We start from the raw sequence: 12,090 nt of genomic DNA on the forward strand, positions 1-12,090 counted from the left end.
CCCGGGCGGGCCGCCCCCCCCCCCGCGGCGGCGCGCCCCCCCCCCGCCCCGGCGCCCCCCCCCCCCCCCCCCCCCCCCCCCCCCCCCCCCCCCCCCCCCCCCCCCCCCCCCCCTTCTCTCTGTGCGTCTGTTCTCTGTGCGTCTGTCTGTGTGTACGTCCGCCGCGCGCGGGGCCCCTTCGCGCGGCCGTGCCGCCGGCCCTCGACCCGTACCCCGTGGTCCGTACGGTCCCCGGCCAGGTCAGGCCGGCTGGTTCACCGCCACCAGGGCCACCGCGGCCACCAGCAGCACCAGGACCGTGAGAACGGCGGCCAGGCTCAGCCCGCCGAACGGCCCGCTCTGCTGGAGGCGCTCCCGGTTGGCCCGGCACACGCGGCACCTGCCCTCGCTCACGGGTCCCGCGCAGTTGGCGCACACCAGTCTGTCGTAGGTCATGCGCTCTCCTCCTCACCGCGCGGCGGAGCCGCCCGTGGTGTCCCTCTCCGCGCAACGCTCGGGGAAACGCATCCGTTCCCCACCTCCACTCTGCCAGCTTCCGGCCGTGTCGGCGCGCCCGATGGGAGTCTCGCGTCATTCCCCCCGGTTCGTGGAGGTGCGGTTCCTGGCGCCATCCCCGACAATTCGCCCAAGAGGGTACGCGGACTGCGCGCGTGCGGCGGGTTCGCGTAAGGTCGCGCTCACCTACTCCCGGCCGACCGTGGTGCATCGTGATCCGATTCGACAACGTCTCCAAGAGCTACCCGAAACAGAACCGCCCCGCCTTGCGTGACGTCTCCCTGGAGATCGAGAAGGGGGAGTTCGTCTTCCTGGTCGGTTCCTCCGGCTCCGGCAAGTCGACCTTCCTGCGCCTCGTCCTGAGGGAGGAGCGGGCGAGCCATGGCATGGTGCACGTCCTGGGCAAGGACCTCGCGCGTCTGTCGAACTGGAAGGTGCCGCAGATGCGCCGCCAGCTCGGCACCGTCTTCCAGGACTTCCGCCTGCTGCCCAACAAGACCGTCGCCGAGAACGTGGCGTTCGCGCAGGAGGTCATCGGCCGCTCCCGCGGCGAGACCCGCAAGTCGGTTCCGCAGGTGCTGGATCTCGTGGGGCTCGGGGGCAAGGAGGACCGTATGCCGGGCGAGTTGTCGGGTGGTGAGCAGCAGCGCGTCGCCATCGCGCGCGCGTTCGTCAACCGGCCGATGCTGCTGATCGCGGACGAGCCGACCGGCAACCTCGACCCGCAGACGTCCGTCGGCATCATGAAGCTGCTCGACCGGATCAACCGCACCGGAACCACCGTGGTGATGGCCACCCACGACCAGAACATCGTCGACCAGATGCGCAAGCGGGTCATCGAGCTGGAGAAGGGCCGGCTGGTCCGCGACCAGGTCCGCGGCGTCTACGGCTACCAGCACTGACGCACCGCGCTGATGTGGCGCGGCGGGTCGGCCCCGCGCCGCGCGAAGCACCCAGGCATCACAGCTGAAAGGACGCCATGCGCGCCCAGTTCGTCCTGTCGGAGATCGGCGTCGGTCTCCGCCGCAACCTCACGATGACCTTCGCCGTCGTCGTCTCCGTCGCCCTGTCGCTGGCCCTCTTCGGCGGTGCGCTGCTCATGCGCGAGCAGGTCGGCACGATGAAGGACTACTGGTACGACAAGGTCAACGTCTCCATCTTCCTGTGCAACAAGTCGGACGCGGCGAGTGATCCGGCGTGCACGAAGGGCGCCATCACCGACCAGGAGAAGGCGTCGATAAAGTCCGACCTGGACAAGATGGGGATCGTCCAGCACGTCTACCAGGAGAACGCCGACCAGGCGTACAAGCACTACCAGCAGCAGTACGGCAACACCGCGTTCGCCTCGTCCATCACGCCCGACCAGATGGAGGAGTCGTTCCGGGTCAAGCTGAAGGACCCGGAGAAGTACAAGGTCATCGCGACCGCGTTCTCCGGCCGGGACGGCGTGCAGTCGGTGCAGGACCAGCGCTCCATCCTGGAGAACCTCTTCTCCCTGATGAACGGCATGAACATCGCCGCCCTCTGCGTGATGGCCCTGATGCTGATCATCGCCCTGATGCTGATCGTCAACACCGTCAGGGTCTCGGCGTTCAGCAGACGGCGGGAGACCGGCATCATGCGGCTGGTGGGGGCGTCGAGCTTCTACATCCAGATGCCGTTCATCATGGAGGCCGCGTTCGCCGGGCTGATCGGCGGCGTGGTCGCCTGCGGCATGCTGCTGCTCGGCCGCTACTTCCTCATCGACGGCGGCCTCGACCTCCAACAGAAGATGCAGCTGGTGAAGTTCATCGGCTGGGACGCGGTGCTCTCCAAGCTGCCCCTCGTCCTCGCGATCGGCCTGCTGATGCCGGCGGTCGCCGCGTTCGCGGCGTTGCGCAAGTATCTGAGGGTGTGACAAGTACCCCCTGTGGTTCTTGGGCCAAGGCCCGTTCGTCCGCCGGGCGTTGTCCTAGACTGTGGCGCCATGCCGGGTTCCGCCGTACCGCGTCTCGGGCCCCGCGGCTTCGGCCGGGGGGCTGCTCTGACGTTGGTCTTCGCAGGCCTGCTCGCCACGGCGGCCGCCACCGACTCGCTGCCGCGCGCGGGCGGGGGAGGCGGCCGCACGCCCTCGTCCCGTACGGCGTCGGCGCCCGCCGCGGCGACACTCGACGGCGACACGGTGGCCGAGGCCGCGGCGCGGGCCATCGCCCGCGGCCGGTCGGGCACGGACGCCGCACAGCAGGTCGTCAGCCGCAGCGGCGACCGGTGGAGCGCCGTCTACGACAAGAACGAGTACGAGGAGTTCGAACAGTCCCTCGACGGCGCGTACACGGGCGTGGGGGTCGGCACGCGGCGCACGGCGGACGGGCTCGTGCAGATCACCCGCGTCCAGCGCGGCGGCCCCGCGGAGCGGGCCGGCATCCGGCCGGGCGACGTGCTGCGGGCCGTGGACGACCACGGCATCGCGGGCCTCCCCGTCACCCGCGTCATGGGACTGCTGCGCGGCGACCCGCAGGGGGACGGCCCTGCCGCACGCCCCGGCAGTACGGTCGTACTCGGCCTGGAGCGTGACGGCCGCCGCGAGACCCGCACCCTGCGCAGGGCCAGGCTCGCGGTCGCGTCCGTGTCGGTCGGCGTCCTCGCGGGCGGCGTGCGGCGCATCGCCGTCGACTCGTTCACCAGAGGCACGGGCGAGCGGGTGCGGCAGGCGGTGCGCGACGCGCCGCCGGGCGCCGGGATCGTGCTCGACCTGCGCGGCAACGGCGGCGGCCTGGTCTCGGAGGCCGTCACGGCGGCGTCCGCGTTCCTGAACGGCGGCCTCGTCGGCACGTACGACGTGAAGGGGCACCAGCACGCGCTGTACGCGCGGCCCGGCGGGAATACACGGCGGCCTGTGGTCGTCCTGGTGGACGGCGGCACGATGAGCGCGGCGGAACTGCTGACGGGGGCGCTCCAGGACCGCGGCAGGGCCGTCGTGGTGGGCTCGCGGACCTTCGGCAAGGGCTCCGTGCAGATGCCGACGAAGCTCCCGGACGGATCGGTGGCCGAGCTGACCGTGGGCCACTACAGGACGCCGGCGGGCCGCGCCGTGGACGGCCGCGGCATCACCCCGGACCTGGTGGCGGGGAACGACGCGGAACGCCGCGCGGAGACCGTGCTGACGGGTCTCGGACACGGCGCCTGACCCCGCGCCGCGCGGGGGTGCGCGGTACGGGACTCTCGGGGCGCGCGGGAGCGGTACCGCGGTCCGCGGTACGTAAAAGAGGTTGTGCCGGAGTGCGAAAATGGCGGGACTATGGCTAAGGAAACCGGGCGCAAGATGATTGCGCAGAACAAGAAGGCGCGGCACGACTACCTGATTCTCGACACGTACGAGTCGGGTCTCGTCCTGACGGGGACCGAGGTGAAGTCGCTGCGCCTGGGGAGGGCGTCGCTGGTCGACGGCTTCGTGCAGATCGACGGCCACGAGGCCTGGCTGCACAACGTCCACGTGCCGGAGTACAGCCAGGGCACCTGGACGAACCACTCCGCGCGGCGCAAGCGCAAGCTGCTCATGCACCGCGCCGAGATCGACAAGCTGGACTCCAAGGTCCAGGAGTCGGGGCTCACGATCGTGCCGCTCGCCCTGTACTTCAAGGACGGCCGGGCCAAGATCGAGATCGCGCTGGCCAAGGGCAAGCGGGAGTACGACAAGCGGCAGACGCTGCGGGAGAAGCAGGACCGCAGGGAGACGGAGCGCGCCGTCTCCGCCGTGCGCCGCCGCCAGCGGGGCTGACAGGACCGGGCAGCCCCCGGAGTGCCCACCCCGCGCGGGCGGACGGACCGGGGCGCGGTCGGCCGCCGGGGTCTCCCGTACCGGGGAATACGCTGGCACGGCGCGGCGTTGATCCCGTACGATGGTGCGGACACCTCGCAACTGGGTGTGCGTTGCCGTGTACGGCTTGAGCAGTGTTTTAAGTACTGCTCGATCAGTGCACATTTTGAAAAATCAACATGGGGATGATCGGTTTCGACAGCGGCTGTCGAAGCAGGGGAAGCGAGCCGAGGAAGCGGCAATGATCTCGTAAACCATATGTCGCAAACAATAATCGCCAATTCCAAGCGCGATTCCTCCGCCTTCGCCCTTGCTGCCTAATTAGCAGCTAGCGAAGACTCCGCGGAGTGTCAGCCCGGGGCTGTTCCCGACCCGGTTCCTGGCATCAGCTAGGGGACTAAACCTGTACGCCCGGTCACGGGGTGTACAGGGAAATCAAACAGTGACTGAGCCCGTCGGAGACTTGTCCACGTGATCTCCGGGGCCGAGAAAATCGTAGTGGACTGCGCTCGGAGAAGCCCTGATTCCGCACCGTTGGACGCGGGTTCGATTCCCGCCATCTCCACAGACAGAAGCAAAGGCGTCAGGCCCGCGACAGGCGGGTCTGGCGCCTTTGTCGTTGTACGGCGTGCGAGGTTACGGCATACGGCGTCCTGGCCTCAGCCCGCCCTGCCCTCGCGAGGCGTCGCGGCAAGCAGGCGTCCCGACAGGCGAGGGGCGCAGGCGGCGAACCGTACCCACGGGGTACGCGCGCGTCGTCGGTCTGCGTAGGCCGAGGGGTCCGATCGATGGTGTCGAGCGATGAATTTTCCCGCGATGTCGGACACCGCTCCACCACTCACTGTCATGCTCCAGCCACGAGAGGCGGCCGAGGCGGCCGGTAAAACGCCATGCCAGAGCCGGTCGCGGAAAAGAAAGCGGAGTGGTCTGAACCATTCTTCGGCCTTTTTCTGATCACCGGAATTCCCCTACACGGTCACGGGGGAAGCCCGCAAACGGAAGTACGTGCCGCTGTTTCGTGCGCTACGTTCATGGCCCGGGTGCGGAGGGGGAAGGGCGCTCGGCCGGGTGGGGGCCCGGCCTGCGGCATTCCGGTGTTCCTTTCGCGTACCCCGAAACATTGAGTGGGGGACGTGCACAACAGTGGAAGAACGGCGAGAAGACGCTCGGGCGGTACAGGTCCACGAGGCGGTCGGCAGCACCGCGAGAATCGAGGGTTCCGGGCGGGACGATGCAAAGTCTCCCGGCGGAAGGGCCCCGTCCGAGGAAGGGGAAAAGGGCGCCGCCGAAGGCGGGCAGCCGCCCGGGCGGTCCGGCGCGGACCCCGTCTTCGTGGACGCGAGCGGCCGGAGAAGCAAGAAGGTCCGGCGTATCGGATGGGGGGTCGCGGTGCTCTGCGCCGCGTACGCGGTCACGCTGGCCGTGGCACTCGTCGGTGGCGGCTCCGCCGCACCACTGCTGGACATCCCGGGCGTCGCGGGCCTCGCGCAGCGGGGAAAGCCCGCGCGGACGGTACGGCCGGCCCCGGGCCCCTCCGCGAGCGGGCCGTCCGGCCGCCGGCAGACCGGCCCCGGTACCGTCCCCTCGTTGACGGACGGCGGCGGCGACGCCGTCTCGGACGCCGATCCGCGCGCGGCCAGGGCCGCCGCCGAGCGTCCCGGTACGGCGGGCCCCGCGCCCTCGGCCACCACGCGGCCCGGCGGGCGGGCCGCCGCCACCTCCGGCGAGGGCGGCGGTGCGGCCACCGGAGGCTCCGGCATCCCGCGGTCGGGCGGCGGGGGTGGCACGACGGGTGCGACAGGCGCGTCAGGTGCGACGGGCGCGACGGGCGCCGTCACCGGGGGGCCACCGTCCGGCGGCACCTCCACCGCGTCGGGCGGTACGGGGACGGCGGCGGGCGTGAGCGGTACCACCGGCACCGGCGGCGCGACAGCCGGAACCGGCGGCGACGGCGGCCCCACCGGCACCCCGGGCGATCCCGGTGGCACCACCACCGGCGCCTCGGGGGACCCGGCGGGCAGTACCGCCTCGGCCAGTACCGGCACGACCGGCGACCAGAGCCCGCAGAGCGACCAGGGCGCGCAGAGCGCGCCGGACGCGGGCTCGCGTGCGGGCCAGAGCCCGGCCGGCGAGAACTCCGCGGGCCCCGCGGGAGGGGCCCCGGCCGGGGAGCTCCCGGGCCGGGCTGCGCCCTCGGAGGGCGTGGTCCGCGCATGAGCCGGTCCGATCGTCCCGTCCGCGGACGCGGCGCGGCGCGCGGGGCAGGACCGCGCCGCGTGTCCCTGCGCCACCTGCTGCCCGTCGCCCTGCTCGCGGTGCTCGGCGGCATGCTCGTCGTGCGCGGCTATGTGTACAGCTCGTTCGTGCCCGACCACCGGGTCAGGCCCCCGGCGCCCGCTGACCGGGTGCCGGAGCGCGTCCTCGACGGCGGGCCCGTCGTCGACGCGCGGGACGCGTCGAAGCCCGCCACGTCGCTGGACATCCCCGACCGCACCATCGTGCTGACCTTCGACGACGGCCCCGACCCGGTGTGGACGCCCAAGATCCTCGACATCCTGCACCGGTACGGCGCGAAGGCGACGTTCTTCGTCACGGGCACCAACACCGCCCGCAACCCGGCGCTCGTCAAGCGCATCGTGGCGGAGGGCGACGAGGTCGGCGTCCACACCTTCGACCACCCCGACCTCTCCTATCTCGGCGCGTCCGCGATCGACCGGGAGATCTCCCGCACCCAGCTGGCGATCGAGGGCGCGGCGGGCGTCAGAACGGCGCTGTTCCGGCCCCCGTACTCGTCGTTCGCCGACGCGCTCGACAACACGTCCTGGCCGGTCACCCGGTATGTGGGGAGCCTCGGCTACATCAGTGTGTTCGACAGTCTCGACAGCGAGGACTGGCAGCGGCCGGGCGTCGGCCGGATCATCCGCAACGCCACACCGAAGGACCCGCGCGGCGCCGTCGTGCTGATGCACGACTTCGGCGGCGACCGCACCGAGACCGTGCGTGCGCTCGGCCGCTACCTCCGGACAATGCGGGGTCGGGGCTACCGCTTCGAGACGGTCACCGGGGCCCTGGGCGCACCCAGCGCGCACACGCCCGTACACGGCGGCGAGCTGCTGAAGGGCAGGGCGTTCGTCGCCGCCGTCACACTCTCGGACCGGGTGACGGCGGGCCTCGTCGGCGCTGTCGCGTGCGTCGGCGCCCTCGTCGTCGGCCGGTTCGCGCTGATGCTGGTCCTGGCCTTCGTCCACACGCGCCGCTCCCGGGCCCGCGAGAGGGGCGAGGGGGCGCTGCCGCCCTTCACGCGGCCGGTGACCGTGCTCGTCCCCGCGTACAACGAGAGCAAGTGCATCGCCGGCACGGTGCGTTCGCTGGCGCGCGGCGACCATCCGGTCGAGGTCGTCGTCATCGACGACGGCTCCACGGACGGCACCGCCGACATCGTCCAGGCGCTGGGGCTGCCGGGCGTCCGCGTGGTCAGGCAGCGCAACGCGGGCAAGCCCGCCGCCCTCAACAACGGTATCCGGCAGGCCCGCCACGACATCATCGTGATGATGGACGGCGACACCGTCTTCGAGGAGCGCACGGTGCGCGAGCTGGTGGCGCCGTTCGCCGACCCGCGCGTCGGCGCCGTCTCGGGCAACGCCAAGGTGGGCAACCGCGACTCGCTGATCGGCGCCTGGCAGCACATCGAGTACGTGATGGGCTTCAACCTCGACCGCCGCATGTACGACCTGCTGCGCTGCATGCCCACCATCCCGGGCGCGTGCGGCGCGTTCCGTGCCGAGGCGCTGCGGGAGGCAGGCGGGATGAGCGGCGACACGCTCGCCGAGGACACCGACATCACCATGGCCGTCCACCGCCTCGGCTGGCGGGTGGCGTACGCGCCGGACGCGCGCGCCTGGACCGAAGCGCCCGAGAGCGTGGGGCAGTTGTGGTCGCAGCGCTACCGCTGGTGCTACGGCACGATGCAGGCGATGTGGAAACACCGCGGGGCGGTTCTCGACCGCGGCCCGTCCGGCCGATTCGGCCGCGTGGGGCTCCCGTTCGTCGCCGCGTTCATGGTGGTGGCGCCGCTGCTCGCGCCGCTCGTCGACCTGTTCCTCCTCTACGGGCTCGTCTTCGGGCCCACCGGGCGGACCGTGGCGAGCTGGCTTGCCCTGCTCGGTCTCCAACTGGGCTGTGCTGCCTACGCGTTCCGGCTCGACAAGGAGCCGATGCGGCACCTGGTGTCGCTGCCGTTGCAGCAGATCCTCTACCGGGCGCTGATGTACGCGGTCCTCGTCCAGTCGTGGGTCACCGCGCTCACGGGCGGCCGGCTGCGCTGGCAGAAGCTGCGCCGTTCGGGCGTCGTGGAGTCCGCGCCCGCCGTGCCTGCCGGAACCGCGCCTCGCGACCGTACGGCCTCATCCGACGAGCGGAGGCCCGTCGGATGAGGCCGTACGGACGAACGGAGGCCCCCCGCGGGGGGCCGCCCCATACCGTCGTGCCGGAGGCGCGGCGCGGCGGCGGGCGGGATCGCTGTCTGGACCTGCTGCGCGCCGTCGCGCTGGTCCGTGTGGTCGTCTTCCACATCTTCGGCTGGGCCTGGCTCACCGTGGCCTTCCCCTCCATGGGCGTGATGTTCGCGCTCGCCGGGTCGCTCATGGCGCGCTCGCTGGGGCGGCGCGGCGGCGCGGCGGTGGTCCGGGGCCGGCTGCGCCGGCTGCTGCCGCCGATGTGGCTCTTCGGCCTGGTGGTCGTGCCGCTGCTGGTGTACGCGGGCTGGCACCCCTCGCGCACCGGCGGCGGGGCCGCCGGCGCCGTGTCCGTACTCGACTGGGTTGTTCCGCTCGGCGCGCCCCCCTACCCCGATCCGGCTCCTCGCCCCTGGAGCGGGCTCGACACGTCGTGGGCCGACCAGGCGGCGGGTCCGCTCTGGTACCTCCGGGCGTACCTGTGGTTCGTGCTGGCGTCGCCGCTGCTGCTGCGGCTGTTCCGCCGGGCGCCGTGGGCGGCGCTCGCGCTGCCGCTCGCCCTGTGCGCGGTGTGCGGCACGGGCCTCGTCGCGATCCCCGGCGAGGCGGGGCAGGCCGTGACGGACTTCGCGACGTACGGTGCCTGCTGGGTGCTCGGATTCGCCCACCGCGACGGCCTGTTCGCGCGGGTGCCGCGTTATCTCACGGTCTCCTGCGCGTCGTTCGTCATGGCGGCCGGGCTGTGGTGGGCCTCGGGACACCTCACGCCCGAGGGCTGGAACCTGGACGAGATCCCGCTCGGACAGGCGCTGTGGTCCCTCGGGTTCGTGGCCGTGCTGCTCCAGTACGCGCCCGCGTGGCACCGGCTCCCGGGCCGGCTCGCCGCGTTCGACCCGGTGGTCACGCTGGCCAACAACCGGGCCGTGACGGTCTACCTCTCGCACAACCCGCTCATCATGGCCACGACCCCGGTCATCGACCTGGCGTGGAACCTCCCGGGGAGCGACCGGTTCGGCGGCGCGCTGGACGCCTCGTACCCGGTGCTCACGCTGGTGCTGGTATGGCCGCTGATCGCGCTCGTGATCGTGGCCACGGGGTGGTGCGAGGATCTCGCGGCGCGCCGCGGACCCCGGCTGTGGCCCGACGGCAGGCGCGAACGCCGGGCGGCGGTCGCCCCGGCACCGCCGCCGTCCCCGGTCGGGGAGGCGCCGGCCGCCCCACGCCCCGGCTGACCTCCCGCTCGCCGCGCGCCCCGGCCCGGTCGGCACAATGGACGACCGGGGACAGCCACACGCGCATCCGGGAACGCGCGACCCGGTGATCCCGGTTCCCCCCGGTGAATCCGGTGAATCCGGTGAATCCGGTGAATCCGATGAGCCGGTTCCCCCGGCGCATCCGCGACACGACGAACGCAGAGGTACGACATGGCCGAGCAGGGCGCGCCCCTGACGGGGTTCACCGTGGGGGTCACCGCCGCCCGGCGGGCCGAGGAGCAGGCCGCGCTGATCCGGCGGCGCGGCGGCGGCGTCGTCCTCGCGCCCGCCCTGCGCACGGTCCCGCTCGCCGACGACACCGAGCTGCGCGCCGCGACCCGGGGCCTCCTCGCCGTCCCGCCCGACACCGTCGTCGCCACCACGGCCGTCGGCTTCCGCGGCTGGCTGGAGGCCGCGGCCGGCTGGGACGAGGGGGACGCGCTGGTGGAACGCCTGCGCGGCGCCCGGCTGTACGCGCGCGGACCCAAGGTCACCGGCGCCGTGCGCGCCGCCGGCCTGCGCGAGGAGTGGGCGCCCGCGTCCGAGTCGATGGCCGAGGTGCTGGAACGCCTCCTCGGCGAGGGCGTCGCGGGGCGGCGCGTCGCCGTCCAGCTGCACGGCGAGCCGCTGGACGCCTTCCGCGAGGCCCTCGCGGCCGGGGGCGCCGATGTCGTCGCCGTACCCGTCTACCGATGGCTGCCGCCGCTCGACCAGGCTCCGCTCGACGCCCTCGTCGACCGGATCGCCGCCCGGGGCCTCGACGCGGTCACCTTCACCAGCGCGCCCGCCGCCGCGTCCCTGTTGGCCAGGGCGGAGGAGCGCGGCGCCGCGCGGGAGGTCCTCGACGCGTTCGGCCGGGACGTGCTCGCCGCCTGCGTCGGCTCCGTGACGGCCGCGCCGCTGCGCGAGCGGGGCGTGCCGACGCGGGAGCCGGAACGGTTCCGGCTCGGCCCCCTCGTCCAGCTGCTCTGCGACGAGCTGCCCGCCCGCGCGGCCGGCCGCTGAGCGGCCCCGGCCCGCCGGCGCGTACCCGGCTCCGTACCCGCGCCCGAGGCGGGTGCCGGGGATCACAGAAGATTTCCCCGGCCCGTTGAGCACGGACCGGTCCGCTTCCGTAGTGAAGGGGGTAGGCAGCCACATCAGGTCTCGACCAGGAGGTTCGGGTGCGCGAGGATGCCGCCGTGGCCGATGACCGCCCCGGACAGGACCGGCGCAGTGGCGAGGACGCGCCCACCGGCCTCTCCGCGCCGGACGAGGAACTCGTGCGCGCCCTGTACCGGGAGCACGCGGGGCCGCTGCTCGCCTATGTCCTGCGCCTGGTCGCGGGCGACCGGCAGCGCGCCGAGGACGTGGTGCAGGAGACGCTCATCAGGGCCTGGAAGAACGCCGGCCGGATCGACCGTACGGCGGGCTCCGTCCGGCCCTGGCTGGTGACGGTGGCGCGCCGTATCGTCATCGACGGCCACCGGAACAGGCAGGCGCGGCCGCAGGAGGTCGATCCCTCGCCGCTCGAGGTCATGCCCGCGGAGGACGAGATCGAGAAGGCGCTCTGGCTGATGACGCTCTCGGACGCGCTCCAGGACCTGACGCCCGCGCACCGCGAGGTACTGGTCGAGACGTACTTCAAGGGACGCACGGTCAACGAGGCGGCCGAGGTGCTCGGCATACCCAGTGGGACGGTGCGCTCGCGGGTGTTCTACGCGCTGCGCTCCATGAAGCTCGCGCTGGAGGAGAGGGGGGTCTCGGCATGACGGCGCACGACGGGCCCGGCACGGACGAAGAGGGCACGATGCACGACGCGGTCGGCGCCTACGCCCTCGGCGTCCTGGACGACGCCGACGCCACCGCCTTCGAGGAACACCTGGCGGGCTGCGAGCTGTGCGCGGCCCGGCTGGACGAGTTCTCCGGGATGGAGCCCCTGCTGGCCCTGCTCGCGGACGGGCCCGGCGCACGCTCCGCGCCGGAGGCGCCCGACGGCCGGGCGCCCGGCCGCGGGCCCCCCCCCCGCGGCCGCGCCCCCCCCCCGCCGGGGGCGCCCCGACAGCCGCCGTCCCGCGTGACGACGCCGAGTACACCGGGCTCGACGCCGCCC

The 12,090-nt window shown here is 72.9% G+C and carries 10 protein-coding genes, 1 other RNA gene and 1 pseudogene; 11 read left to right on the forward strand and 1 reads right to left on the reverse strand.

What is annotated here, in order from left to right:
• Positions 1-240: 240 nt before the first annotated feature.
• Positions 241-435: a hypothetical protein gene (locus LCE31_RS18755; RefSeq protein WP_225015631.1), complete on the reverse strand. Its 195-nt coding sequence runs from the start codon at positions 433-435 to the stop codon at positions 241-243.
• A gap of 272 nt (positions 436-707) precedes the next feature.
• Between LCE31_RS18755 and ftsE the strand changes: the two genes are divergently transcribed.
• The 11 genes and pseudogenes from ftsE to LCE31_RS18810 all read left to right on the forward strand — a co-directional run.
• Entirely contained in the window at positions 708-1,397 is a 690-nt protein-coding gene (gene ftsE / locus LCE31_RS18760) for a cell division ATP-binding protein FtsE (RefSeq protein ID WP_225015632.1), read from the forward strand.
• 77 nt (positions 1,398-1,474) lie between these two features.
• Positions 1,475-2,392 carry a permease-like cell division protein FtsX gene (gene ftsX / locus LCE31_RS18765; protein ID WP_225015634.1) on the forward strand — a complete coding sequence of 306 codons (918 nt, stop codon included), beginning with the start codon at positions 1,475-1,477 and terminating at the stop codon, positions 2,390-2,392.
• Positions 2,393-2,461: 69 nt separating this feature from the next.
• Positions 2,462-3,661: a S41 family peptidase gene (locus tag LCE31_RS18770; RefSeq protein WP_225015636.1), complete on the forward strand. Its 1,200-nt coding sequence runs from the start codon at positions 2,462-2,464 to the stop codon at positions 3,659-3,661.
• Between the two features lie 111 nt (positions 3,662-3,772).
• Entirely contained in the window at positions 3,773-4,252 is a 480-nt protein-coding gene (smpB, locus tag LCE31_RS18775) for an SsrA-binding protein SmpB (RefSeq protein ID WP_225015638.1), read from the forward strand.
• 220 nt (positions 4,253-4,472) lie between these two features.
• Positions 4,473-4,859, forward strand: a transfer-messenger RNA (tmRNA) gene (gene ssrA / locus LCE31_RS18780).
• Positions 4,860-5,623: 764 nt separating this feature from the next.
• Complete coding sequence (locus LCE31_RS18785) at positions 5,624-6,508, forward strand: hypothetical protein (protein WP_225015640.1); 885 nt, start codon at positions 5,624-5,626, stop codon at positions 6,506-6,508.
• 65 nt (positions 6,509-6,573) lie between these two features.
• Positions 6,574-8,724 carry a bifunctional polysaccharide deacetylase/glycosyltransferase family 2 protein gene (locus LCE31_RS18790; protein ID WP_225015648.1) on the forward strand — a complete coding sequence of 717 codons (2,151 nt, stop codon included), beginning with the start codon at positions 6,574-6,576 and terminating at the stop codon, positions 8,722-8,724.
• Complete coding sequence (locus tag LCE31_RS18795; protein ID WP_374118499.1) at positions 8,721-9,977, forward strand: acyltransferase family protein; 1,257 nt, start codon at positions 8,721-8,723, stop codon at positions 9,975-9,977. The genes LCE31_RS18790 and LCE31_RS18795 overlap by 4 nt, the downstream gene beginning before the upstream one ends.
• Before the next feature lie 192 nt (positions 9,978-10,169).
• Positions 10,170-10,991, forward strand: a pseudogene (locus LCE31_RS18800) (uroporphyrinogen-III synthase); the annotation flags it as partial.
• Between the two features lie 170 nt (positions 10,992-11,161).
• Entirely contained in the window at positions 11,162-11,749 is a 588-nt protein-coding gene (locus tag LCE31_RS18805; protein ID WP_225015644.1) for a sigma-70 family RNA polymerase sigma factor, read from the forward strand.
• A partial coding sequence (locus LCE31_RS18810; protein WP_225015646.1) for an anti-sigma factor family protein occupies positions 11,746-12,090 on the forward strand: 345 nt, incomplete at its 3' end. The genes LCE31_RS18805 and LCE31_RS18810, both read left to right, overlap by 4 nt.

Origin of the sequence: Streptomyces sp. 8L (assembly GCF_020176795.1) — a bacterium.
GTDB lineage: Bacteria > Actinomycetota > Actinomycetes > Streptomycetales > Streptomycetaceae > Streptomyces.